Origin of the sequence: Streptomyces sp. NBC_00513 (genome assembly GCF_041431415.1) — a bacterium.
Classification (GTDB): Bacteria; Actinomycetota; Actinomycetes; order Streptomycetales; family Streptomycetaceae; genus Streptomyces.
On record NZ_CP107845.1, the window covers coordinates 3880484 to 3903224 of the forward strand.

Annotated in this window: 24 protein-coding genes and 1 pseudogene; 16 read left to right on the top strand and 9 right to left on the bottom strand. The window is 74.0% G+C overall.

Annotation, left to right across the window (positions count from 1 at the left end; translation table 11 throughout):
- Positions 1-17 precede the first annotated feature (17 nt).
- The 5 genes from OHA84_RS17880 to OHA84_RS17900 all read right to left on the bottom strand — a co-directional run bounded on the left by OHA84_RS17880 (position 18) and on the right by OHA84_RS17900 (position 4059).
- Positions 18-869, bottom strand: a complete 852-nt coding sequence (locus OHA84_RS17880; protein ID WP_266970811.1) for an immunity 49 family protein — start codon at positions 867-869, stop codon at positions 18-20.
- A gap of 13 nt (positions 870-882) precedes the next feature.
- Positions 883-1383 carry a hypothetical protein gene (locus OHA84_RS17885; protein WP_371591409.1) on the bottom strand — a complete coding sequence of 167 codons (501 nt, stop codon included), beginning with the start codon at positions 1381-1383 and terminating at the stop codon, positions 883-885.
- Positions 1384-1479: 96 nt separating this feature from the next.
- Positions 1480-2424 carry an MASE1 domain-containing protein gene (locus OHA84_RS17890; protein WP_053675719.1) on the bottom strand — a complete coding sequence of 315 codons (945 nt, stop codon included), beginning with the start codon at positions 2422-2424 and terminating at the stop codon, positions 1480-1482.
- Between the two features lie 49 nt (positions 2425-2473).
- Entirely contained in the window at positions 2474-3304 is an 831-nt protein-coding gene (locus OHA84_RS17895; RefSeq protein WP_053675717.1) for a PP2C family protein-serine/threonine phosphatase, read from the bottom strand.
- Positions 3305-3456: 152 nt separating this feature from the next.
- Positions 3457-4059: a DsbA family protein gene (locus OHA84_RS17900; RefSeq protein ID WP_053675715.1), complete on the bottom strand. Its 603-nt coding sequence runs from the start codon at positions 4057-4059 to the stop codon at positions 3457-3459.
- 106 nt (positions 4060-4165) lie between these two features.
- Between OHA84_RS17900 and OHA84_RS17905 the strand changes: the two genes are divergently transcribed.
- The 3 genes from OHA84_RS17905 to OHA84_RS17915 all read left to right on the top strand — a co-directional run bounded on the left by OHA84_RS17905 (position 4166) and on the right by OHA84_RS17915 (position 9116).
- A complete protein-coding gene (locus tag OHA84_RS17905; RefSeq protein WP_053675713.1) occupies positions 4166-6844 on the top strand; it encodes an AAA family ATPase in 2679 nt (892 codons plus the stop codon).
- A gap of 141 nt (positions 6845-6985) precedes the next feature.
- Positions 6986-7564 (top strand): NADPH-dependent FMN reductase, encoded by a 579-nt coding sequence (locus OHA84_RS17910; protein WP_053675711.1) that lies wholly within the window; start codon positions 6986-6988, stop codon positions 7562-7564.
- 112 nt (positions 7565-7676) lie between these two features.
- The gene (locus OHA84_RS17915) at positions 7677-9116 is read left to right on the top strand and encodes a DHA2 family efflux MFS transporter permease subunit (RefSeq protein ID WP_266970807.1); all 1440 of its coding nucleotides are present in this window, start codon (positions 7677-7679) and stop codon (positions 9114-9116) included.
- A 121-nt stretch (positions 9117-9237) separates the two neighbouring features.
- Here the strand turns inward: OHA84_RS17915 and OHA84_RS17920 are convergent, their stop codons facing one another.
- Positions 9238-10260: a S9 family peptidase gene (locus OHA84_RS17920; RefSeq protein ID WP_053675707.1), complete on the bottom strand. Its 1023-nt coding sequence runs from the start codon at positions 10258-10260 to the stop codon at positions 9238-9240.
- 111 nt (positions 10261-10371) lie between these two features.
- Between OHA84_RS17920 and OHA84_RS17925 the strand changes: the two genes are divergently transcribed.
- The 3 genes and pseudogenes from OHA84_RS17925 to OHA84_RS17935 form a co-directional block, all read left to right on the top strand.
- Positions 10372-10965 (top strand): GNAT family N-acetyltransferase, encoded by a 594-nt coding sequence (locus tag OHA84_RS17925; RefSeq protein WP_063839425.1) that lies wholly within the window; start codon positions 10372-10374, stop codon positions 10963-10965.
- Positions 10962-11900 carry a PaaX family transcriptional regulator C-terminal domain-containing protein gene (locus tag OHA84_RS17930; RefSeq protein WP_266970803.1) on the top strand — a complete coding sequence of 313 codons (939 nt, stop codon included), beginning with the start codon at positions 10962-10964 and terminating at the stop codon, positions 11898-11900. The genes OHA84_RS17925 and OHA84_RS17930 overlap by 4 nt, the downstream gene beginning before the upstream one ends.
- A gap of 71 nt (positions 11901-11971) precedes the next feature.
- Positions 11972-12769 (top strand): annotated as a pseudogene (locus OHA84_RS17935) (SigB/SigF/SigG family RNA polymerase sigma factor); the annotation flags it as partial.
- Here OHA84_RS17935 and OHA84_RS17940 read toward each other — a convergent pair.
- On the bottom strand, positions 12762-13232 hold the full coding sequence (locus tag OHA84_RS17940) for an ATP-binding protein (RefSeq protein ID WP_078998402.1): 471 nt from the start codon (positions 13230-13232) through the stop codon (positions 12762-12764). The pseudogene OHA84_RS17935 and the gene OHA84_RS17940 overlap by 8 nt on opposite strands.
- A gap of 490 nt (positions 13233-13722) precedes the next feature.
- Here OHA84_RS17940 and OHA84_RS17945 point away from each other — a divergent pair, with 490 nt between their 5' ends.
- Both OHA84_RS17945 and pucL read left to right on the top strand, forming a co-directional pair.
- Positions 13723-15072 (top strand): aspartate aminotransferase family protein, encoded by a 1350-nt coding sequence (locus tag OHA84_RS17945; protein ID WP_053675702.1) that lies wholly within the window; start codon positions 13723-13725, stop codon positions 15070-15072.
- Between the two features lie 296 nt (positions 15073-15368).
- Positions 15369-16286, top strand: a complete 918-nt coding sequence (pucL, locus tag OHA84_RS17950; RefSeq protein ID WP_053675700.1) for a factor-independent urate hydroxylase — start codon at positions 15369-15371, stop codon at positions 16284-16286.
- Between the two features lie 91 nt (positions 16287-16377).
- Here pucL and OHA84_RS17955 read toward each other — a convergent pair whose 3' ends face one another.
- On the bottom strand, positions 16378-16857 hold the full coding sequence (locus OHA84_RS17955; protein ID WP_266970799.1) for a histidine phosphatase family protein: 480 nt from the start codon (positions 16855-16857) through the stop codon (positions 16378-16380).
- Between the two features lie 242 nt (positions 16858-17099).
- Here OHA84_RS17955 and OHA84_RS17960 point away from each other — a divergent pair, with 242 nt between their 5' ends.
- The 7 genes from OHA84_RS17960 (at position 17100) to OHA84_RS17990 (ending at position 21181) form a co-directional block, all read left to right on the top strand.
- Positions 17100-17315, top strand: a complete 216-nt coding sequence (locus OHA84_RS17960; protein WP_053675696.1) for a CbtB-domain containing protein — start codon at positions 17100-17102, stop codon at positions 17313-17315.
- A 31-nt stretch (positions 17316-17346) separates the two neighbouring features.
- Positions 17347-18093 (top strand): CbtA family protein, encoded by a 747-nt coding sequence (locus OHA84_RS17965; protein ID WP_266948452.1) that lies wholly within the window; start codon positions 17347-17349, stop codon positions 18091-18093.
- A gap of 21 nt (positions 18094-18114) precedes the next feature.
- Positions 18115-18360, top strand: a complete 246-nt coding sequence (locus OHA84_RS17970; RefSeq protein ID WP_053675691.1) for a hypothetical protein — start codon at positions 18115-18117, stop codon at positions 18358-18360.
- A gap of 138 nt (positions 18361-18498) precedes the next feature.
- Positions 18499-19560, top strand: coding sequence for a CdaR family transcriptional regulator (locus tag OHA84_RS17975; RefSeq protein ID WP_053675689.1), 1062 nt, complete (start codon positions 18499-18501; stop codon positions 19558-19560).
- Between the two features lie 224 nt (positions 19561-19784).
- Positions 19785-20483, top strand: coding sequence for a class F sortase (locus OHA84_RS17980; RefSeq protein ID WP_053675687.1), 699 nt, complete (start codon positions 19785-19787; stop codon positions 20481-20483).
- Positions 20484-20595: 112 nt separating this feature from the next.
- Positions 20596-20958: a hypothetical protein gene (locus OHA84_RS17985; protein ID WP_266970795.1), complete on the top strand. Its 363-nt coding sequence runs from the start codon at positions 20596-20598 to the stop codon at positions 20956-20958.
- A gap of 64 nt (positions 20959-21022) precedes the next feature.
- On the top strand, positions 21023-21181 hold the full coding sequence (locus OHA84_RS17990) for a hypothetical protein (protein ID WP_199826424.1): 159 nt from the start codon (positions 21023-21025) through the stop codon (positions 21179-21181).
- Positions 21182-21259: 78 nt separating this feature from the next.
- Here the strand turns inward: OHA84_RS17990 and OHA84_RS17995 are convergent, their stop codons facing one another.
- Positions 21260-21670 carry a hypothetical protein gene (locus OHA84_RS17995; protein WP_053675682.1) on the bottom strand — a complete coding sequence of 137 codons (411 nt, stop codon included), beginning with the start codon at positions 21668-21670 and terminating at the stop codon, positions 21260-21262.
- 191 nt (positions 21671-21861) lie between these two features.
- Between OHA84_RS17995 and OHA84_RS18000 the strand changes: the two genes are divergently transcribed.
- A complete protein-coding gene (locus tag OHA84_RS18000) occupies positions 21862-22689 on the top strand; it encodes a hypothetical protein (RefSeq protein ID WP_266970793.1) in 828 nt (275 codons plus the stop codon).
- Positions 22690-22741 lie beyond the last annotated feature (52 nt).

Here is a 22741-nt window from a genome sequence, read left to right on the forward strand (position 1 = left end):
TTCTCCCTGGTGTCGCCTCACGTGGGGAATTCGCCGTGCCAGGAGCGGTGCAGCAGGTGGTGGGGCAGGTAGCCCGACTCCACCCGGACCGGCATCCCGGCGTCGAGGGCGAGGCACGCCAGGGCCAGCGGGCCCAGGGCGAGATGACCGCCCGGCTTCCCGGATCGCCCCTCGGCGCTCCAGTACGCCCTGTGCAGCTCCAGCGCCCGCACCAGCGCCGCGTTGAAACCGTTGACGTCCCCTGTGACGAACAGGCCGAACAGGTGGATCGGCGGAGCCAACACCCCCTCCAGCAGATCCCGCGGCACCCGCACCGCGACATCGGACGAGGACGTCTCCATCGCCCGGGTCAACCGCTCCACCAGACCGGGCCCCCGGAGCCCGAACGTCCGCAGTGCGTCGACCCAGTGCGAGAGGTACTCCTCGAACCCGACGACGATCAGCCGGTCGAGCGGGAATCGACACAGCTCGGCGATCCGCGCCTGATCACGACACACCACCGCGAGCCAGAACGTGTCGAGCCACGTCCCGAGATTCGAGGCGGCCTCGTCGCTCCCGGCCGGCAGCGTACGCACCCGACGGTTGATCAGGCACGGTACGGACCCTTCGCCCGCGGAGGCGGTCGCGAACACGGCCGACCCCGACTGGAGGGCGTTCACAGCCGCTTCCCAGGTCTCCACCCTCGCCGCACGCGGATCGACGGTGCAGCGGGCCGCGAGAAGCCTCAGCGCACTGTCGAAGACGCGCCCGAGCGAGTGCGGGTACCGCTCCAGTTCGTCGATGTCCTCCGTGAGGTACTCACCGAGCGATGCGACCCATTCCTCTTCCGTGGCGCCCGCCGTGACATGACTGCCGACAACCACCGTCACCGAAGGGTCCCCCTCACGAACGGGTCGGCTCGGGCGACTTCGTCGCCGACGGCGATGTGCGGGTCTTGGACGGGCGGGGGGACTTCGACGGGGTCGCCGACCCGGCCGGGGTCCCGGACTTCGAGGGCTTCGGGGACCGCGGCCCGGACGCGGGCGCGGTGGCATGCCCGGTGGCGTGCCCGGACGCCGCCTTGGAGGCCGTCTTCGACGGGGCCGAGGGCCGCGAGGGGGCCGGGGTCGCCGACGGCTGCGCGTACGGCTGCACGAGGCCCTGTTGTCGCTGCCTCTGCTGTTCCTGTTCGGCCTTCTGCTTCGCCAGCGTGGACTGGATGAAGGACCATCCGACGCATCCCGCGCACAGGACGGCCGCGATGGCCATCCCCGCGAACACCTTGCCGAGCCGTTCGTCCGCGGTGCGTCTCGTCCGCCCCGCCCCGAACAGCAGCGCGTCGCGCATCCTGCGCCGGCGCACCGCCACCGATTCCAGCAGCTGGCTGTCGTAGTCCCGTGCCATGTGTCGCCCGTCGCCTCCCCCGCTGTTCTGCCTGTGCAACATAGAACATCTGTCGGGTACGGGCACACCCCGGGGCTCCGCGCGCACCCGCCCGGATCAGGGCGGGGACAGGCGGGCGACCAGTTCGGCCAGCTCCACGCAGGCCTGCTCGATCTTGCGGCGGATGTTCTGCTGCTCGGTGACCATGGCCGACAGGAGGAGGGCCGTCAGGGCGGCCGAGCCGTTGAGGGCCATCAGGTTGGCCATGATCTCGAAGAGGCTGTGGTCCTCGAAGGGGCCCGCCCGGTCGGTGGCCGCCGCGATGGCCACGACGGAGATCAGCAGCGAGCAGGGCGCCGCTCCCGGCAGCTGGAAGCGGACGGCGGCCCAGATCAGCAGCGGGAACACCAGGAACAGCAGGGAGAGCGAGCTGTGGGTGACCAGCAGGGTGGCCGCCACCGCCGTGACCGCCAGTGCCGCCCCCTCGGCGACCCGGTAGAGGTCCGAGGTCAGTCGGAACCGGGGCAGGACCAGCAGCAGCGGGGTCACGACCAACACGCCCATCGCGTCACCGGCCCACCAGGACCACCAGACCGGCCAGAACCCGCTCGCCGGCAGGCTGCCGCTCAGCGCCAGCACTCCGGCGCCGATCGTGGCACTGATCAGCATCGGCAGCAGCCCGCCGAGGAAGACCAGCGCCAGGCCGTCCCGCAACCGGTCCATCTCGGTCCGGAAGCCGACCCGGCGGAGCATCGCGTACGCGCACAGCGGCGCGAGGGTGTTCCCCGCGACGATGGCGAGGCCGACCGGCTCGAACGGGCCCAGGGTCTGCATGACGCAGAACGTGCCCAGCGCGATCCCCGGCCAGATCCGGGGCCCCAGCCACAGCAGCGCCGCGACCGCGATCCCGGTGGGCAGCCACAGGGGCGTGACCTGGGCGCCCGCGAGGACCACGCGCTGGAGCAGGCCGATGCGTCCGCCCAGGTAATAGGCGAGGGCGACGGCGAGGATCGACAGCAGCAGGTACGGGAGGCCTCGGCGTTGCCATCGCTCGGTGTGCACCCCATGTATGAGACAACGGCCGGCGGCTCCCGGCGGCGCCTGACACGCGCTACTCGGCCCCCGGTGGTGCGTCGTGGCGCAGGACGAGGACCGCCGCGTCGTCGGCGTGGCCGGTCGAGTCGGCCACTTTCATCACCTCGGCGGCCAACTCCTCGGGGTCCGCGCCCGCCCCGTCCCGGACCACCCGGACCACCTCCGCCAGGCCCGTCTCGATGGGGAACGAGGGCCCCTCGACGACCCCGTCGGTGAGCAGTACGTAGGCGCCCGGCCGGCGCAGCCGCCGTCGGGTGACGGGGTAGGCGGAGCCGGCGAGGACGCCCAGCGGGAGGCCGCCCTCGTCCTCGTCCGTCCCGCAGTCGCCGTCGACCGTGGCCCAGACCGCCGGGACGTGCCCGGCGCGGGCGCCGTCGATCTCCCAGGTGCTCGGGTCGAAGCGCAGGAAGGTGCAGGTGGCGAAGAGCTCCTGGTTGACCGAGATCAGCAGGTCATTGGCCCGGCTGAGCACGTCGCCGGGGTCCTCGGCGGCCGCGGCGACGGCGCGCAGGGCGATGCGGATCTGCCCCATGAAGGCCGCCGCTTCCACGTCGTGGCCCTGTACGTCGCCGATGGAGAAGCCGAGCGAGCCGTCGGTCAGCGGGAAGCCGTCGTACCAGTCGCCGCCGATGTCCAGGCCCTGCCGGGCGGGCGCGTACCGGGCGGCGGTCCGCAGTCCGGGGGCGTCGGGCAGCGAGGGCGGCAGCATCTCGCGTTGCAGCGCCTCGGCCAGCTGTACCCGGGCCCGCTGGAGCTCGGCGCCTTCCCGGGCCTGGGCCGTGAGTCGACCCAGGGTGGCCAGGAGGTCGTCGGCGCTCGCCTGCCGAGGGGCACGACGCGGGGCCATGGGCGTCTGGACCTCTCTCCGTGGGACGACCGAGCGGTACGCCCATCGTATTTGCGCGTCCCGATCCCCGCCCGGGGACACGGTGCGGTTGCCGCCGGGCCCGGGAGCGGGTATCCGCGCGGTTGCCGCCCCGCGGCGGGTGGGGGACGGCGCTACGCGGCGGCGGCCGCCGGCGCGAGGGCGGTCGCCAGGGCTTCCCGCGACGGGTTGCCCGTGAGGGTGACCCCGTCCGGGAACCGCAGGTACGGGATGCCCGGCAGGGCCTCGGCGCGGACCGCGGCCAGCGCCGCCCGGACCGCGTCGGCTCCCTCGTCGCTCCAGGTGACGCCCGCGTCGGCGGCGAGGCGGCGCAGGACGGCGGGGTCGGCGATGTTCAGGCCGTCGGTGTGGTGGGCACGGAAGAGCCGCTCGACGGCGGCCTCGGCCCGGCCCTGCGCGGCGGCGACCGCGATCAGGCGGTGTGCCTCGAAGGTGTGGGAGAAGACGGCTCCGTCGTGGTGGAACTCCAGGCCCTCGGCGGCGGCCAGTGCCGTGATCCGGGCCATCGCGGGGGCGACGTCGGCGCCGAACGCCCGCCGCAGCACCTCCGTCTTCGGTTCGCCCTCGACGGTGGCCTCGGGCGCCAACTGGTAGGGGCGGAAGACCAGGTCGACCGTGCCGCCGGCGGCACGGACCCGGGCGGCCTCGCGGGTGAGGCGGGCGAAGGCGAAGTAGGACCAGACGCAGGGGATGTCGAGGGTGAATTCGATCTTCATCGGGGGCCTCCGCGTACGGTGGGTGGTCGAGCTGACGGCTCGACGGTAGGAGCACCGGGACGGCCCGGGCATCTGTCGGGTGACGGGGATCCGAGGGGGACGTTCGATGCTGCTGGGCCGGGGTGCGGAACGGGCCGTCGTCGAAGGGCTGCTGGCCGGGGCACGCGACGGCCGCAGCGGGGTGCTCGTGGTGCGGGGCGAGGCCGGCATCGGGAAGACGGCCCTGCTGGACGGTGTGCTCGCCGAGGCGGGCGACGACGTACGGGTGTTGCGCGGGACCGGGATCGAGTTCGAGAGCGCCCTGCCGTACGCGGGACTGCACCTGCTGCTGCGTTCCGTGCACGACCGGGTGGACGCGCTCCCGGGCGCGCAGGCCGCCGCGCTGCGGACGGCCCTGGGGACCGGGGAGGCCGCTCCGGGCGGCGGCGACCGGTTCCTGGTCGGGCTCGCGGTACTGACGCTGCTGGCCGAACTGGCCGAGGAGCGCCCGCTGTTCTGCCTGGTCGACGATGCCCAGTGGCTGGACCAGGCGTCCGCCGAGGCCCTGGTGTTCGCCGCCCGGAGGCTGCACGCCGAACGGATCGCCCTGGTGTTCTGCGTGCGGGACCCGCACACGCCCGAGTTCCGGCCGGCCGGGCTCGACGAGCTGCGGCTGCGGCGCCTCGACGGGGCGACCGCCGCCGACCTGTTGGCCCTGTACGCCGCCGACCTCGGGCACCACGAGCGGCAGGACGTCCTGCGGGAGGCCGAGGGGAACCCGCTCGCACTGCTGGAGCTGACCACGGCGCGGCGCGAGGGGCACGGGTCCCCGTACGAGGGTCCGCGCGGCCGGATCGAGCAGAGCTTCGCCACCCGCATCGCCGCGCTGCCCGAGTCGACCGGGACGCTGCTGCTGGTGGCGGCCGCGGCCGACGAGCACGACACCGGGACGGTCTTCGAGGCCGCCGGCCGGCTGGGCGCGGGAATCGCCGACCTGGCGCCCGCCGAGCGGCACGGTCTGGTGCGGCTCGACGGGACCCGGCTGGTCTTCCGGCACCCCCTGATCCGGTCGGCGGCGTACCGGGCCGTCCCCGCGGCCCACCGGCTCGCCGCGCACCGCGCCCTGGCGGAGGCCGGCGAGGGCCACCGGGCGGCCTGGCACCTGGCCGCGGCGGCGACGGCCCCCGACGAGGAGGTCGCCGCGGCCCTGGAGCGCGGCGGCGAGCAGGTCCGCGCGCGGGGCGGGCACGCCGCGCTGGCCGGGGTGTACGAGCGGGCCGCGGAACTGAGCCCGGACCCCGCCGAGCGCGGGCGCCGGCTCGGCGCGGCGGCCCAGGCGGCCCTGCACGCGGGCCAGTTGGACCGGGCGTGCGCGCTCGCGGCGACCGCCCGCGTCGCACCGGGCGGTGCGGCGGCGAACGCCCGGCTCGCGTCGATCGTCGCGGAGATCGCCGACGAGCGGGGCGACCTGGCGCGGGCGCACACCCTGCTGGTGGAGGCGGCGCCGGCGGTGGCCGCCGAGGACCCGGTGGGCTCGGGGCGGATGCTGTTCCTCGCCGTGGGCAGCGCGTGGGTCGGCGGGGACCCGGAGGGCGTGGCGCGGGCGACCGAGGCGGCGACGGTGGCCGGTGTGCCGAACCTGGCGGAGATCCGGGCGCTGGCCCGGCTGTCGTCGCCGGACGCGGAGGTCCGCACGGACGCGCTGCGGTTCCTGCGCGACTCCTCGGCCCGTCCCGCGGGGGAACTCGGCGACCTGCGGGAGGCGTTGCGTTCCGCGTGCTGGCCCGGGTTCCTGGGCGATCACCGGGCGGCCTTCGAGCGGGCCTCCGCCGTCGAGCGGGAGTGCCGGGCGCAGGGCGCGATCGGGGTGCTGCCGCGCGCCCTGCTGGAGGTGTGCCAGGCCCAACTGCGGCTCGGGCTGCACCGGGACGCGCTGGCCGGCGGTACGGAGGGGCTGCGGATCGCCGCCGACACGGGGCAGGCCCGGACGGCCGCGCAGCTCGCGGGAACGCTCGCCGGCCTGGCGGCGGCCCGGGGCGACGAGGCCTGGTTCCGGGAGCTGGCGGACACCGCCGGGGCCGTCGATCTGCCCGACGTACGCCACCGGTTGGCGTCGGCGGGCATCCTGCTCGATCTGGGGCTCGGCCGGCACGAGGCGGCCGCGGACCGGGCCGCCGCGGCGCCCGCCGGCGCGGCGTGCACGTGTTGCGGCCGGGACGGCGACGAGGTGGAGGCGGCCCTGCGGGCGGGTCGGCCGCGCGCGGCCGTGGCGGCGTGGGAGCGGCTGCGGGACCTGTCCCGGCAGCTGGACCGGCCCGGGATCCGCGCGGTGGAGGTACGGTGCGAGGCCCTGCTGGCCGAGGACGCCGAGGAGCTGTTCCGGCGTGCCCTGGCCCTGCACGGCGAAGGGGACACGGACCGCTTCGAGGAGGCCCGGACGGCTCTGCTGTACGGGGAGTGGCTGCGCCGGGTGCGGCGCCCGGTCGACTCCCGGGGGCCGCTGCGGGCGGCCCGGGAGGCCTTCACGCGGCTGGGCGCGACCCCTTGGGAGCGGCGCGCCGCCGGGGAGCTTCGCGCGGCGGGCGAGGGCCGGTCGGAGCAGCCTGCCGCCGGGTCCGACCTGGACCGCCTGACGCCCCAGGAGTTGCAGGTGGTGCGGCTCGCGGCGACCGGTCTGACCAACCGGGACATCGGGGCCCAGTTGTTCCTCAGTCCACGGACGGTCGGGTACCACTTGTACAACGCGTACCCGAAGCTGGGCGTGGCCTCGCGGATGGAGCTGACCCGGCTGGACCTGGCGGTCTGAAAAGGCCCGGCGGGGAGCGGGGTCCGGTGCGCGGATCCCGCTCCCCGCCGGCGCGGGACGCGCCCCCGTCACGATCCCGGTCATCGGAACCCGGTCACTCGACAGAGGACCCGTCGCCCCGCCCGCTCGTAGGTTCGGGGCATGGAAAACACCCTGCGTCTCGCCCTCGTCATCGGCTCCACCCGCGAAGGCCGCTTCGGCCCCACCGTCGCGGACTGGTTCGCCCCGATCGCCCGCCGGCACGCCGACTTCGACCTGGACGTCATCGACGTCGCCGCGCTGGAGCTGCCCGACGCCCATCCCGACTGGGGCACCGAGCCCACACCCGGGCTGGCCGCGCTGCGGGCCCGGGTCGAGGCGGCCGACGCCTACATCGTCCTCACCCCCGAGTACAACCACAGCTACCCCGCCCACCTGAAGCACTTCATCGACCTGCACCACTCCGAGTGGCGGGCCAAGCCGGTCGGCTTCGTGTCGTACGGCGGTCAGGCCGGCGGGCTGCGCGCCGTCGAGCACCTGCGGCAGATCTTCGCCGAACTGCACTGCGTGACCGTCCGGGACGTCGTCAGCTTCCACTCGGCCTGGGACCACTTCGGCGAGGGCGGTCGGGCCGACGACCCGGCGGGCGCGGCCGGCGCGGCCAAGGTCCTGCTCGACCAGCTCGCCTGGTGGGGGCTGACCCTGCGCGAGGGCCGCGCGGCCCGCCCGTACGGCAACTGACCTCAGAGGAAAGAGAACTGACGGTTGGTCGGTTCGGCGGGGCGTCACCGCCGGGCGATGGCGCCCGCCGACAACCGACCGCGGCTCACCGACGGAACGGAAGGAACCACCGATGACCACCACCGCACTGGCCGCCCCCCGGCGGACCGTGACTCCCGCCCCCTCCCCGCTCGCCATCGCCATGGTGGTGGTCCTCGGCTCGTTCATGACGGTGCTCGACACCACCATCCTCGGCGTGGCCCTGGGGGGTCTCTCGCGCCACTTCGTGTCCCCGCTCGCCACCGTGCAGTGGACGGCCACCGCCTACACCCTCGCGCTCGCCACCGTCATCCCGCTCACCGCCTGGGCGGCGGCCCGCTTCGGCACGAAGCGGCTCTACGTCACCTCCATCGCCCTGTTCACGGCCGGTTCGGCCCTTGCCGGGCTCGCCTGGAACATCGAGACCCTGATCGCGTTCCGGGTCCTCCAGGGCCTCGGCGGCGGCATGGTGATGCCGCTCGGGATGGCCATCGTGCTGAACGCCGCCTCCCCCGAACGCAAGGGCCGGATGATGGGCCTCCTCGGCCTTCCCGTGCTGGTGGGGCCGCTGGTCGGACCGGTGCTCGGAGGGTGGCTCGTGGACGAGGCCTCCTGGCGGTGGATCTTCTTCGTCAACGTGCCGGTCGGGTTCCTCGCGGTGGCCCTGGCCGCGCGGATCCTGCCCCGGGACACCACCCGTGCGTCCCGCCCGCTCGACGTCGTCGGCCTGCTGACGCTCTCCCCGGGCCTCGCCGCGCTGATCTACGGCCTGGCCACGGGCGGCGAGCGCGGTGACTTCGCCTCGCCCGTCGCGCTCGTGCCGACCGTCGTCGGCGCGGTGCTGGTGGCGGCCTTCGTCGTACGGGCACTGAAGGCCCGTACGCCCCTGCTGGACCTGCGGCTCCTGCGGGTGCGGGCCTTCTCGGCCGGTGTGGGCACGATGGCGCTGTTCGCGGGGGCCTACTTCGGGGCGCTGATGCTGGTGCCCATGTACTACCAGCTCGTACGCGGCGAAAGCGCCACGGTGTCGGGGCTGTTGGGCATCCCGCAGGTGCTGGCGACCGGCATCGCCCTGCAGATCGCGAGCCGGCTCACCGACCGGGTCCCGGCGGGGCGGATCGTGCCGGTCGGGGTGTCGCTGGCGGTGCTCGGTTACGCGGCCTTCACCGCCCAGATCGGCGACGCCGAGGTCCCGTACTGGCGGCTGATGGCCGCGTTGACGGTGGCCGGCGCGGGCGTCGGAATGACGATGATGCCGACCATCACCGGCGCGACCCGCGGGTTCGGCCCCGACCGGGTGCCGGCCGCGAGCACCCTGCTCAACATCAACTCGCAGATCTCCGGGTCGATCGGCATGGCGCTGTTCTCGGTGCTGCTGACCACGGCCGCGGCCGGCAGCGGCGGACTGGCCGTCGCCCGCGGCGCGTCGGCCCCCGCGCTCGCCGGCGCCTTCCAGGACACCTACCTGTGGGTGGTCGTCGCGCTGGCCGCCGCCCTGGTACCGGCGCTCCTCCAGCCCCGCACCAGCGCGTGACCGCACGCCCGGTCACGGGAATCGGGCCCCGCGTCCGGGGCGCGCCGGATCGACCGGCGGCCCCCGGACGCGGGGCTCTCGGCCGCGCGGGCCGCCCGGTTCGAGGGCCGTCGACCGCACGTCAGGGCGTCCGCGCCGCGAGGAAGGCCCGCTGGTCGTCGAGGAGCCCCGGGGGGAAGAGTTCCCTCGGGGCGAACAGTGCCGTCAGCGGCAGCCGCCACGAGGACCGTTCGACGGGGGTGCGGACCAGGGAGTGGGTGGCCCCCGGGTAGCGGCGGACCGTGAGGGTGCCCGGGGCGAGCGACTCCCGGTACACGGCCTCGGTCTCGGCGCCGTCGACGTTCAGGTCGTCGGCGCCGGAGATCAGCAGCACGGGCACGTGCGGCATCGCCCGCAGGTCGGCGGTCGCGTCGGCCGTGTGGTTGCGTCCGATGAACGTCCAGCGGTCGGGCGACAGTTGCGGATCGGCGGCGGGGCTCGCGCGGTACTCCTCGTAGGTCGCGCCGCGCCGCAGCAGCGCGCCGACCGTCTCCCTGCGGCGCAGGGCGTCCGCGACCCGCTCCGGGCCGGCGCCCGCGTGGCGCAGCTCCGCGCGCAGGTTGTACTCCCCTTGGCGCTCCCAGTTCACGGCGGTGCCGACGGCCATCACGAAGCGGACGCCGGGTGCCGGGGCCCGCGCGGCCACCTTGGGCAGGACCCAGCCGGCCTGGCTGGCGCCCCAGAGTCCGATCCGGGCCCGGTCGATCTCGGGTCGCCGGCCCGCCCAGGCGAGGGCGTCGAGGCTCTCGCGGGCCCGGTCGTCCATGGTCTGGTCGAGCCAGTCGGTGGGCTTGTCGAGGGAGAGGGAGGCGTAGCCGGCGCGGGCGAAGGCCTCCCAGTAGGGGCGGTAGAAGCCGTCGTGCGTGGCGTCGACCTCGCCGTCGCCGTGCACGAACACGACCAGGGGGAAGGGCCCTTGGCCGGTGGTGGGGGTGGCGAGCACCCCGGACAGCTCGTGTCCCGCGGCGGGGACGGTGACCTGTTGTTCGCGCAGGTCGTAGTCGTTCTGCCAGACGACGACCCCGGTGAGGAGGAGCGCGCCGACGAGGGCGAGGAGGAGGAGATCGCGGATGGTGCGTCGTGTGGTGCGTCGTGTGCGGGACATGCCGGTACCCCCGTGTGAGGTCCGCGTCGATCGGGAACAGGAACGCGGAACCGGTGGAACTATCGAATCTGAAACGATCGTAGCCGCCGTGAACGTATTATGCTTGTTCGTATGACGACGACATTGCTGCGCGGGCTGCCCGAGGGCGCCGAGGAACGGGTGGCCGAGCTCTACTGGGAGGCCTTCGGCCACAAACTGGGCGCCGCCCTCGGACCCGCCGGGCCGGGGCGCCGGTTCATCGCGGACCACCTGCACGCGGACCGGGCCCTCACCGTCGTCGCCGACGACGGGCGGGTGCTGGGCGTCGCCGGGTACCAGCTCGCCGGACGCGGCCTCGTAGGCGGCGACGCGGCCGCGATCAGGGCCGGGTACGGGCAGGTCAGAGGCCTGTACCGGGTGTTCCTGCTGGCACTGCTGGAACGCACCCCGGCCCGCGGCGAGCTGGTCATGGACGGCATCGCCGTGGACTCCGCCCGACGGGGCGAGGGCATCGGCGCCCTGCTGCTGGACGGCATCGAGGAGGTCGCCGCGGAGCAGGGCTGCCGGCGGATCCGGCTGGACGTGGTCGAGGAGAACCCGCGGGCGCGGGCCCTGTACGAGCGGCGCGGCTTCAGGGCCGTGAAGGTGCGACGGACGCCGTGGCTGCGCGACGTACTGGGCTTCGGGGCCGTCACCACGATGCACAAGGCGGTGACGGCCCGATGATCCCCACCCGGCTGGTGGTGCACGCGCTGGTCCGCGAGGACGGCACGGTCGACGGCGGCGAGCTGTACGAGGTCGCCGGCGCGCTCGGCATGACCGACCAGCAGGTCCGCCTGTGCGTGAAGCGGCTGGTGGCCGAGGGCCGCTTCGAGGTCGAGGGACGGGGACGACGGGCCGTGCTGCGCGCGGTGGGGCCCGGCGGCGGACTGCCGGCGGTTCCCGAGGCGGAGTACGTCCGGCACGCCTACCGGCAGGACCGCGGCCTGGAACCCTGGGACGGGGTGTGGCACGTGTTCGCCTTCGCCGTACCCGAGTCCGCGCGGGCCGCCCGGGACGCCCTGCGGGACGCCCTGACGGGCCTGGGGGCGGCGCCCCTGCAAGGCGGCCTGTACGTGACCCCGAACCCGATCGGGCCGTACGTCCGCGCCCGCGCCGCCGAACTGGGGGTGGGGGCCGCGCTGACCTGCCTCGGCACCCGGGACCTGGAGGTCGGCGGGACGGACGACCCGCGGGCCCTGGCCGCACGACTGTGGCCGCTGACGGAGATCGCGGAGCGGTACGAGGCGCTGCGCGAGCTGGCGTCCCGTCCCGAACCGGGGCCCTCAGAGCAGGAGCCGTCCGAGCAGGAGTCTTCCGAACCGGGCCCGTCCCGGCCCGGGTCTCCCCGCCCGGAGGCCGGGCCCGCCCACCCGCTGGCGCGCGCGGTGGAGCTGGCCGCGGCCTTCTCCGAGGCGATGCTCCCGGACCCGCTGCTGCCGCCCGAGCTGCTGCCCCGCCCCTGGCCGGGCGCCGCGGCCCGGGCGGCCGCCGCCCGCGCCTGGGACCGGCTCCACGCCACCACGACGTCCCCGGGCCCCCGCCTGTTCCGGCTGTACGCGCAGGCCCTGGGCTCGGAGCCGGACGAGCCGCGCGATACGCCCGGGTGGGTCATGATGTGAGGGGGTATATCCCTCTAGACCGCGCGACGACGGCCCCGCCCCGGGGCCGGCCGCCGGAGGAGCGCAGAGCGATGGAACACACCGATCTCACCGATGTCTCGACCCACGAGGCCAGATCCCTCTCGGTGGCCCTGTTCCGTGAACTCGCCGCCTTGGAAGAGGGGACCGAGGAGTACTCCCGCACGCGCAACACGCTCGTCGAACTCAACCTCAGCCTCGTCCGGTACGCCGCCCGCCGGTTCCGCAACCGCAGCGAGCCGATGGAGGACATCGTCCAGGTCGGCACCATCGGTCTCATCAAGGCCATCAACCGCTTCGACCCGGCCCGCGGCGTCGAGTTCACCTCGTTCGCGATGCCCACCATCACCGGGGAGATCAAGCGGTTCTTCCGTGACACCAGTTGGGCCGTCAAGGTCCCCCGCCGGCTCCAGGAACTGCGGATCGACACCGCGAAGGCCCACGACGCCCTGGAACAGGGCCTCGGCCGCGAGCCCACCGACGCCGAACTGTCCGAGCGGCTGCACGTCACGCCCGAGGAGCTCGCGGAGGGCCGGAAGGCGGCGTGCGCCTACTCGGCGCGCTCGCTGGACGCCCCGCCGCAACCGCAGGAGGAGGGCGAACGCGACCCGTACACGGCGCGGCCCTCGCTCGGCGCGGAGGAGCCGGCCTACGACCTGATCGAGTGCATGGAGTCGCTGGTGCCGATGCTGGCCGGGCTGCCCGCCCGCGAGCGGAGCCTGCTGGAGCTGCGCTTCGGGGAGGAGTTGACCCAGGCGGAGATCGGGGAACGGCTCGGGTTGTCCCAGATGCACGTGTCCCGGCTGCTGAACCGGACCCTGACCCGGCTGCGCACCGGACTCCTCACCGACCCGGAATCGACCGACCCGGATCCGGACCGGAACCCTGGTCGGGAGTCGGGGCCACGGCGGTCCCCGGACCCGGCACCTCCAGCCAGACCGTCTTGCCGGCCGCCGTCCCGCCCGACGGCTGTGCCCCCCAGCTCCGTGCGAGTCGCTCCAGGACGACGAGGCCGTGTCCTCCCGGCCGGCTGCGATCTCCCGACACCCGCCGCCGCGGAGGCTCGGGGTTGTCGTCGCTGACCTCGACGCGCAGGCGTCCGGGTGCGTGCCGCAGGACGAGTTCGCGGGGCCCGCCCGCGTGCAGGCAGGCGTTGGTCACCACTTCGGAGACCAGGAGGAGCACGTCGTCCACCGCGTCCTGGTCCCGCGTCCACTGCCAGTCGGCCAGTGCCTGTCGGGTGAAGTCCCGGCAGCGCGTGACGACCCCCGTCGTGGCACCGCCCAGGACCAGCCTCCGAGTCTGCTCGGCCACAGGGCCTCCCGTCTCCGCACCGCCCCTGCGCGGCGCACCTACCCCCGCCCGGATCGGTCAATCCCGACGTCCCGCCCGCCCGGACCTCGAAACCGCCCCCCGCGACCGCGTGCCGATTGCACACCCTCACCGCATCATCTTCCGGAATCGGCGTGGCGGCGGCCCGCCACGCACGACGCCCCCCTCGCAGCGCGAAGGGGGCTCGTCGCGAACCGTCTCACCGGAAGCCGTCGGAACACCGCGCCGGGCGCCTCCTCGAAGGCCCGCCCGCGGCGTGTTTCCCACCCCCGTGGAGAAACTCCTCCGAACCGACCACCCGGGCAACCCGCCGGGCGACGCTAGACCGGCGCCCGATCCCCCGTCGAGGCGCACGCGCGCGATCCGTCAGGTCCGACAGGTCCATCGACGCGGGTCGTCGGCGGACGGTGGACCGGACGCGCCGCGCGGGAGGCGCCCCGGGGTCCACATCCCGGACAACTACCCTCGGCTCATGAACGCAGAAGCCGACGCCCTCGCCGCCGTGAAAGACGCCGACCGGAAGCATGTCTTCCATTCCTGGTCGGCTCAGGAGCTCATCGACCCGCTCGCCGTCGCGGGGGCCGAGGGCTCGTACTTCTGGGACTACCAGGGCAATCGGTTCCTCGACTTCTCCAGCGCGCTCGTCTACACGAACATCGGCTACCAGCACCCGCGGGTCGCCGCCGCCATCGCGGAGCAGGCCGCCAAGCTGTGCACCGTCGCCCCCGGCTTCGCCGTGGACGTCCGCTCCGAGGCCGCCCGACTGATCGCCGAGCGCACCCCCGGCGACCTCGACAAGATCTTCTTCACGAACGCCGGCGCGGAAGCGGTGGAGAACGCCGTCCGGATGGCCCGACTGCACACCGGACGGCCCAAGGTGCTGTCCGCGTACCGCTCCTACCACGGGGCCACCTCCACCGCGATCAACCTGACCGGTGACGCCCGCCGCTTCGGCAACGACACCGCGACCGCGGGCGTCGTGCACTTCTGGGGCCCGTTCCTCTACCGCTCGCCCTTCCACGCGACCACCGAGGCCGAGGAGTCCTCCCGCGCCCTGCGGCACTTGGAGGACACCATCGTCTTCGAGGGCCCGCAGTCCATCGCCGCGATCATCCTGGAGACCGTCGGCGGCGCCCCGGGCGTGCTCGTGCCCCCGGCCGGCTACCTGGCGGGCGTGCGCGCGCTCTGCGACCGGTACGGCATCGTCTTCATCCTGGACGAGATCATGGTCGGCTTCGGTCGGACCGGCGCGTGGTTCGCCGCCGACCACTGGGACGTGCGCCCCGACCTGCTCTGCTTCGCCAAGGGCGTGACCAGCGGATACGTCCCGCTCGGCGGGGTCGCCATCTCCGCCGCCATCGCGGAGACCTTCGCCCGCCGGCCCTACCCGGGCGGACTCACGTACTCCGGGCACGTGCTCGCCTGCGCCGCCGCCGTCGCGACGATCAACGTGATGGAGGAGGAGGACACCGTCGGGCAGTCCGCCCGCACCGGCACGGAACTGCTGGGCCCCGGCCTGCGCGCCCTCGCCGAGCGGCACCCCGCCGTCGGCGAGGTCCGGGGCATGGGCACCTTCTGGGCGTTGGAACTCGTCCGGGACGCCTCGACGCGCGAGCCGCTGGTCCCCTACAACGCCTCGGGCGCCGACAACGCGCCGATGGCCGCGTTCGGGGCCGCCTGCAAGAAGGGCGGGCTGTGGCCGCTGATCGCCGGCAACCGCATCCACGTCGCGCCGGCCTGCAACATCTCCGCCGAGGACGTGGCCAAGGGCCTGGCGATCCTCGACGAGGCCCTCACGGTCGCCGACGCGCACATGGCCTGACCTGGGACTTCCTGCCCGGGCTGTGGGGTCGCCCAATCCGTGGGTGCCGGTATTCGGATGATCCGTGCGGGGGAGATCCCCCCGCACGCATGTTGCAATCCGTAGCGCGGCACACAGCAGTACCAAGCACCTACGGACCGGGATGCACGTCAGTCCCGGGGCGGTCCTGCGGGGCCGAACGGCGGGGAGCGGCACGTCTTGACCTTCGGGTTGAACTTCGGGCGGGCGCTGGACGCCGGGCGTACGGGATCCAGACAACCGGACTCCGTGTTCCCGAGAACCCGAAGGAAGACACCATGAGCAAGCACGTCCTGGCGCAGAACCAGTACGGCAAGGCCGAGAACCGCATCGTCAAGGTCACCCGCAAGGGCAACGACGGTTCCTGGCACGAGATCCGCGACCTCAACGTCTCCGTGGCCCTGCGCGGCGAGTTCCGCGACGTCCACCTGACCGGTGACAACGCCAACTGCCTGCCGACCGACACCACCAAGAACACCGTGTACGCCTTCGCCAAGGAACACGGCATCGACTCTCCCGAGGCCTTCGGCATCCTGCTCGCCAGGCACTTCGTCTCCTCCCAGGTGCCGATCCGCGAGGCGCAGATCCGCATCGAGGAGTTCGTGTGGGAGCGGATCCCGGTCCCCACGCGCAAGGAGCAGCACTCCTTCGTCCTCAAGGGCCAGGAAGTGCGCACCGCGCAGGTCACGTTCAGCGAGACGACGGGCCTCCAGGTCATCTCCGGTCTGAAGGACCTGACGGTGATGAACTCGACGAACTCCGAGTTCCACGGCTACATCAAGGACAAGTACACGACCCTCCAGGAGGCGTACGACCGCATCCTGGCGACCAAGGTGACCTCGCGGTGGGCGCATTCGGCACTGGCCGCCGAGGACTCCGCGTACGACTGGGACCAGTCGTACAAGAAGGTGCGCAAGCACCTGCTGGAGGCCTTCGCCGAGACCTACTCGTACTCGCTCCAGCAGACCCTGAACCAGATGGCCGAGCGGGTGTTGGACAACTGCCCCAAGGTCAACGAGGTCCGGCTGAACCTGCCCAACAAGCACCACTTCCTGGTCGACCTGGAGCCCTTCGGCCTCAAGAACGACAACGAGGTCTACTTCGCGGCGGACCGGATGTACGGCTTGATCGAGGGCACCATCCACCGAGACGGCGTGCGGCCCGTCATCGCCACCAGCGACTGGATCGTGGCGTAACGCCCGAGGCGGCCGTCGGTTCGGCCCGGACCGCGTCGCGGGGTCCGGGCCGTTCGCGTTCCTCGGCCGGCGTCCGGGCCGTTCGCGTCCCTCAGCCGGCGTCCGGGTCGGGGCGGCCCAGGAGCAGGTTCCACCGGCCCGAGCGCCCGGTGAGGGTGGTGACGGTGTCGGGCCGCGCGTCGAGGCGCCAGAACACCGGGGGCGGCAGTTCCAGGGCGTGCACCACCGCCGCCCGTACGACGGCCTGCTCGACCACCACCCGGTGCGTTCCGGGAGCCAGTGCGGCCAGGTGCGCGCCGACCCGGGCGATCAGCGCGGCCACCGACTCCCCGCCGGGAGGCGTGTACCCGGGGTCGGTGAGCCACGCCCCCACGGCCTCCGGGTCCTCGGCCGCGACCTCCTCCAACGCCCGTCCCGCCCACGCCCCGACGGCGAGGCCGCGCAGGCCCTCGTGGCCCGGGACGGGCTCCCCCCGGCCGAACGTTCCGGGGCGGCCGTCGGGGCTCGACGGCGGTGTGACCAGGTGGACGCGGACGACGGATCGCGGGGGCGCGGAACGCACAGAGGCCATGTGGGGAGCGTAAAGCGCCCGACCGGGGCGTGAGACGGCGGCCACACGCCGTGGTGTTCAAGCCAGGCGCGCGGTACGGTCTCGGACGACATGACGACGGTATGACGGAAGCACCGGTGAGAATCCGGCACGGTCGCGCCACTGTGAAACCTCCCGCAGGAGTTCGGGGAGGGAAGTCAGACCCGCCACCTTCGTCAAGAGCACCACTGACCGGGACGCGTGTTCCCCCTGGAGGTTCTGCCATGGCTCAGTCCGCCGTGCCCACGACGGCTCCCGCCGCCGTTGCCCCGATTTCCCTTTCCGCGCTGGCCCCCTGGGCCGTCTTCGCGGGCGTCCTCATGCTGGTCCTGCTGTACCTCGTCGGCGCCGAACAGGGCGCCACCGCGATCTTCGAGGGCGACACCATCCACGAGTGGATGCACGACGGTCGTCACCTCCTCGGCTTCCCCTGCCACTGATCCCCGCACCGCTCAGCAAGGGAACCCGAACATGAACCCCATCTCCCCCAGAGTCCTGCTCGTGCGGGGCATGCTCGCCGGCCTGCTCGCCGGCGTGGCCGCCTTCCTCGTCGCCTACCTCCTCGGCGAGTCCAAGGTGGACGCCGCCATCGCCATCGAGGAGGCCGGCGCCCACGAGCACGGCGACGAGGGCGCCCCCGTCAGCCGGGCCCTCCAGGCCACGGCCGGCCTCGGCACCGGCACCCTCCTGTACGGCGTCGCGATCGGCGGCATCGCGGCGCTCGTCTTCTGCTACGCCCTGGGCCGCATCGGTCGTTTCGGCCCCCGGGCCACGGCCCTGCTGGTCTCCGGCGGGCTCTTCCTCACCGTCAACCTGGTGCCCTTCGTCAAGTACCCCTCCAACCCGCCGGCCGTCGGCGACCCCGAGACCGTCACCCAACGGACCACCCTCTTCGTGCTGATGATCGCGTTGAGCGTGCTGCTGGGCGTGGGTGCGCTGATCCTGGGTCGGCGCCTCGCACCGAAGCTCGGCAACTGGAACGCGTCGGTCGTCGCCGCGTTCGCGTTCCTCGTCGCGATCGGCCTGTCCTACGCGCTGCTGCCCGGCATCAACGAGGTACCGGAAGGCTTCCCGGCCGCGCTGGTCTGGCAGTTCCGGCTCGCCACCCTGGCCCTGCAAGCCGTCACGTGGGCGACTTTCGGCCTCGCCTTCGGATATCTAGCCGAACGCGCCCTTGTCCCCGCGACCCCGGCCCAGGAGGCTGTGCCGACGAGTTGACGATGAGGGGGCCGGTCGCACATGCCGACGGCGATCAGGGAGTGGCGGGGCTGGACGGGCGCCGCCCCGTTCTGGCTGAACTCCTTCCTGCTGCTCCTGGCCCCCTTCACCGCCGTCACCCTGTTCGCCCAGATCGGTGTCATCACGGCCCTGGCCGCCCTCGGCGGCCTGGTCCGCCAACTCTGGTACGGCGACTACGGCCACCCCGCCGTCCACCTCTGCGCCGCCTTCATGGGCGCGACGGCCGTCGCCCTGGTCGTCGTCTGAGCCGCGCGTGACCCCGTGGGCGGCCCCGCGCCGTCCCCGCGCGCAACGCCCCTCGACGGGCCCCGGGCGACCGCCCCGGATCGGCCGGTGCGCCGCGACCGGGGAGAATGGGCGTTTCGAACGAGTACGGGGGCCGGTGTGGCGACAGGGCGGGACATACCCGAGGAATACCTGGAGGGTTACGTCCGGATCCTCGGGAACGTGGCCGCGACCGGCCGGCGGCCCGGCCGCGACGAACTCGACGCCCGCCGCGCGCTCGGGGAGAAGGCCGCCGAGGCCGGGTACGGGCTGCGCGCCCTGGTCGGCGCCCACCTCGCCGCGACCCGGGCGGTGCTCGGCGGACAACACACGCCCGACCACGTCATGGCGGCGGTGGAACAGGCCGTGGACGCGTTCGCCGAAGGCCACGAGCGGGCGCAGCGGATGGCCGTGCGGCAGGAGGAGGCCGCCCGCCGGGAGTTCATCGACGACCTGCTGCTCGGCCGCAGCGACCTCGGCCGGCTGAGCGAACGCGCGGCCCGCTTCGGCCTGCACCTGGCGCACGCGCACGCGGTGGCGGTGGCCCGGGGCCCCGAGTCGTACGTGGACGCCGGCTCGGCGATCCGGAAGGTCGAACTCGCGATGACGACCCGGTTCGGCAACCGGACCTTCCTCCTCGCCACCAAGGACGGCCAACTGATCTGCGTGGCACCGGGCGACCACGACGAGGTGCTGACCCACTTCGCGAAGCAGGCGTACGCGGCCGGGACCGAACGCGGTCTCGTCGCGATCGGACGCCCGCACCAGGGCGCCGGCGGGGTCGTGACCTCGTACGAAGAGGCCCTGAGCGCGCTCGACCTGGCGGACCGGCTGGGATTCGAGGGCCCCGTGCTGCGCTCCGCCGACCTGCTGGTCTTCCCCGTCCTCGCGCGTGACCGGGCCGCGATGGCCGATCTCGTGGTGAGCGTGCTGGGGCCGCTGCGGGGTGGTCGGGGCGGGGCTCGACCGCTGCTGGACACCCTGACCGCCTACTTCGACGCGGGCTGTGTGTCGGCGGAGGCGGCCCGCCGGCTGAACCTGAGCGTGCGGGCGCTGACGTACCGACTGGAGCGGATCCACCGGCTGACCGGGACGGATCCCGGGGACCCGGCGCAGCGGTACACGCTCCAGACGGCGGTGATCGGGTCGCGGCTGCTGGACTGGCCGGCGAATCCGCTCTGAGTCGTCACGGCGCCGTACTCCTCCTCACCCTTTCGGGCGCGGACCCCGCTGGGGCCGAAGCACGACCGGCGCACCGGCCGCGAGCTGGGAAGACGCACGCGCAGCCGGGTGACGTGTGGGTGACTTGCCGTCAGCGTGGGATGACTCCCGATGTGCGGGCGGGCCGAGAGCGGTCCACTGCTCACAGGACCCGGCCGTCCGAGCCGGACCAGGAGGGAATGCCCATGCCCCGCGCCCAGTGGATCGTCGCAGCGGTGACGGTCACTCTGCTGTGTACCGGCGTAGGGATGTTGAGGAGCAGCGACGGCGCCCCGCCCGCCGCCGGCACGGTCGCCGACTCGCTCCCCTCCCGGGCCCTGGGCCTGTCCGGCCACCGCCGGCTCGTACGCGAACTCGAGCATTCCGGCGAGCACTCCGGCCCGCACGCCCCCGGCAACGGGGCCCGGTCCGCGCGGGGCGGCCTGCCCGGTCCCGCCGCGCCGATGCGGGCCGCGCCGCCCGTGCGGCTGGTGATCCCTGCACTGGGACTGGACGTTCCGCTGACCTCCGACCCCGAGGACGGCGACGCGATCCGCTGGGACGCCGACGGTCCCGCCCCGGGAGCGGCCGGCACCGCCGTGGTCACGGGTAACGGGCTGCGCCTGGGCGAGCTGCGCCGGGGGCTGACCATCGAGATCGCGCGCGCGGACCACCGTACGGCCGTGTTCACCGTGGACCGGGTCTCGCCGGCCCGCGTGCCCGGACCGTCGGGGCGGTCCGGCGAGCACGCCGGTGAGCGGTCGGGGCGGGAGGCCGGCGAGCGGACGGGCGGGGCGTCGGAGCGGCGGGCGGGTGAGCGAGCCGGGCGTCGCGCCCAACTGCGTCTGATCAGCGGCGAGACGGCTGTCGTGGCCCGGCTGACGGGCCGCCACCGCACCCGCTGAGGCTCCGGCGGCGGGCCCGGTGTCAGCCGACGGGGGTGTCTTCGTCCCCCGGTCGGGGGCTTCTTGGGCCCCGGTGGGGAGTGCTTCGGCGTGTCGGGGCACAGAGCTGGTCATGAGCGGTGCTCGGTACGCGCGGACGGCTGCGGCGAAGGCCCTGACGATGGCCTGTGTCGTGCTGCTGTGCGTCTTCGGCGCCGGTCCGGCCGGCGCGATGGCCGTCGAGGTCCGACCCGCCACGAGCGCCCCGGCGAGCCCCGCGGAGCCTTCCGAGAGCCCGTCCGACCCCGCCTCGGATCCCGAGGCGCGGGCGGCCCCGCGCCCGGTCGTGCGCGGGATGGTGGGCGTGCGACGACCGGCGCCGCCGGTGTTTCACGTGAAACACCGGGAGGCGCGGGCATCCCGCGTGACCTCGTACGGAACGGCCGAACCGGCCCTGTCCCGGCGGACGGTACGGAGTGTGGTCCTGCGCTGCTGAGCGGGCCGAGCGGCAGCACGCACCCACACCCCCCTCGAACACCGAGCACCCGTGAGGTTCCGCCATGCCCATCGACCCCTACGCCGCCCTGAACGCCATGCTGCGCGCCGAAGCCTCCCGTTTCACCCCGCCGGCCCGACGCCCGGAGCAGCCGGAGCCGGAGCCCGCCACCCGTCCTGAAGCCCCGGCCGCTCGCCCGGCCGAAGCCGCCGCGAAGGAGTGACCACTCCCCGGATACCCGACGCGTCCCCCGGACCGGGTCCGGGGGACGCGTGGTGCGGGGCGCCGGCGCCGCGTCGACTCAGGGCTCGCGCATGTAATAGCGGTAGAAGGCGGTGAGCCCGGTGGCCGCGGCGACGGCGATGCCGAGCCCGGCGGATCGGAGCACGCTGTCGCCGGTGAGGCTGTACAGGTAGCCGACGGCCACGCCGCCAAAGGCACCGTAGGCGGCGGCGTGCAGTTCCCTCGGCAGCCGGGAGCCGATCCGGCCGAGGGTGAACATGATCGCGGCGAAGAGGACGCCGCACAGGATGCCGTAGAAGACGTTGCCCGCGTCGACCGGGCCCATCTGGCGCTTGATGAAGGCCGCCCAGACCCCGTAGACGAGACCGGCCAGCAGGGCGCGGACCATCGCGCCCTTGCTCAGGTCGTGCGTCCGGTCCGTCGTCGTCCCCCGGTGCCGCCGATGGGCGGAGGGTGCCGCATGTGCCATGACGGGGCTCCTCTCTCCACCATCCAGGGCACACCCGCCACCTCGGACCGGCAAGTGGATCAAGCGGTGTCCCCGTCGCGCCTCGGCCCGCCCGCCGGCGCCCCGCGGGGCCCACCCGGTCCGTTCCCGCCCGCCACCCGCTCGCAGCAACAACGCTCGCGGGCCGCACCCCCGCGGCATTCCCTGGTGACGTGCGCACCTTCCTGTCGACGGTACTGATCGTGCTCGTGGCCCTGCTGGTGCCCGCGAGCGCGGTCGCGTACTGGGCCGACCGCGAGCTGGGCGACGCCGACCGCTACACCGCCGCCATGTCCCCGCTCGCCGAGGACCCCGCCGTGCGGGGCGTGGTCGTCACCCAGGCCACCCGCGCGCTCGCCGGCCAGATCGACGCGGGCCCCTTCCAGGGCGGGGTGGACGCGCTCCTCGGCGAGGCCCTGCAGTCCTTCTCCGGGACCCCGGCGTACCGGACGGCCTGGGACGCCGCCAACCACGCCGCGCACGCCACATTCCTCAAGGCACTCACCACCGGCGACGGGGACGCCGTCACCATCGACCTCGCGCCCGTGATCGCCCGGGTGAAGGGGGAACTCGTCGAGAACGGGGTGCCCTTCGCGGACCGGATCCCCGTGACCCACGTTTCCGTCGAGGTCATGGAGTACGACGACCTGGGCGCGCTACGGAAGGGCTTTCGCATGCTCCAGATCGCCGGGGTGTGGCTTCCCCTCCTGACCCTGCTGCTGGCCGCCGCGGCCATCGCGGTCGCCGTCCGACGGCGGCGGGCCGTGATCGCCACCGGACTGGGGCTGGCGATCGGGGCGGTGCTGCTGTGGCTCGCGGTGCAGTGGTGCCGCCGCCTCACCCTGGAGGACCTGCCGGCAGACATCGACCGGCCCGCCGCCGGGGCGGTGTACGACGCGCTCACCGCGTTCCTGCGGACCACCGCCTGGGTGGTGCTGGCCCTCGGACTCGCGGCCGCGCTCGCCGCCTGGCTCGCGGGGCGGCTGCGCCGCACACCATAAGCTCGGAAGGTGCGGAACCTGCGGAGAAATGGGCACACGACCGGAGAACTCC

Excerpts from the sequence above, each read along its gene's own strand:
- OHA84_RS17995 (WP_053675682.1), bottom strand. The coding sequence starts at position 21,670 with ATGGCACATGCGGCACCCTCCGCCCATCGGCGGCACCGGGGGACGACG.
- OHA84_RS17910 (WP_053675711.1), top strand. The coding sequence starts at position 6,986 with ATGGAAAACACCCTGCGTCTCGCCCTCGTCATCGGCTCCACCCGCGAA.
- OHA84_RS17905 (WP_053675713.1), top strand. The coding sequence starts at position 4,166 with ATGCTGCTGGGCCGGGGTGCGGAACGGGCCGTCGTCGAAGGGCTGCTG.
- OHA84_RS17915 (WP_266970807.1), top strand. The coding sequence starts at position 7,677 with ATGACCACCACCGCACTGGCCGCCCCCCGGCGGACCGTGACTCCCGCC.
- OHA84_RS17965 (WP_266948452.1), top strand. The coding sequence starts at position 17,347 with ATGAACCCCATCTCCCCCAGAGTCCTGCTCGTGCGGGGCATGCTCGCC.
- OHA84_RS17930 (WP_266970803.1), top strand. The coding sequence starts at position 10,962 with ATGATCCCCACCCGGCTGGTGGTGCACGCGCTGGTCCGCGAGGACGGC.
- OHA84_RS17945 (WP_053675702.1), top strand. The coding sequence starts at position 13,723 with ATGAACGCAGAAGCCGACGCCCTCGCCGCCGTGAAAGACGCCGACCGG.
- OHA84_RS17920 (WP_053675707.1), bottom strand. The coding sequence starts at position 10,260 with ATGTCCCGCACACGACGCACCACACGACGCACCATCCGCGATCTCCTC.
- OHA84_RS17985 (WP_266970795.1), top strand. The coding sequence starts at position 20,596 with ATGAGCGGTGCTCGGTACGCGCGGACGGCTGCGGCGAAGGCCCTGACG.
- OHA84_RS17895 (WP_053675717.1), bottom strand. The coding sequence starts at position 3,304 with ATGGCCCCGCGTCGTGCCCCTCGGCAGGCGAGCGCCGACGACCTCCTG.
- OHA84_RS17960 (WP_053675696.1), top strand. The coding sequence starts at position 17,100 with ATGGCTCAGTCCGCCGTGCCCACGACGGCTCCCGCCGCCGTTGCCCCG.
- OHA84_RS17925 (WP_063839425.1), top strand. The coding sequence starts at position 10,372 with ATGACGACGACATTGCTGCGCGGGCTGCCCGAGGGCGCCGAGGAACGG.
- OHA84_RS17900 (WP_053675715.1), bottom strand. The coding sequence starts at position 4,059 with ATGAAGATCGAATTCACCCTCGACATCCCCTGCGTCTGGTCCTACTTC.
- pucL (WP_053675700.1), top strand. The coding sequence starts at position 15,369 with ATGAGCAAGCACGTCCTGGCGCAGAACCAGTACGGCAAGGCCGAGAAC.
- OHA84_RS17885 (WP_371591409.1), bottom strand. The coding sequence starts at position 1,383 with ATGGCACGGGACTACGACAGCCAGCTGCTGGAATCGGTGGCGGTGCGC.
- OHA84_RS17970 (WP_053675691.1), top strand. The coding sequence starts at position 18,115 with ATGCCGACGGCGATCAGGGAGTGGCGGGGCTGGACGGGCGCCGCCCCG.
- OHA84_RS17980 (WP_053675687.1), top strand. The coding sequence starts at position 19,785 with ATGCCCCGCGCCCAGTGGATCGTCGCAGCGGTGACGGTCACTCTGCTG.
- OHA84_RS17990 (WP_199826424.1), top strand. The coding sequence starts at position 21,023 with ATGCCCATCGACCCCTACGCCGCCCTGAACGCCATGCTGCGCGCCGAA.
- OHA84_RS17955 (WP_266970799.1), bottom strand. The coding sequence starts at position 16,857 with ATGGCCTCTGTGCGTTCCGCGCCCCCGCGATCCGTCGTCCGCGTCCAC.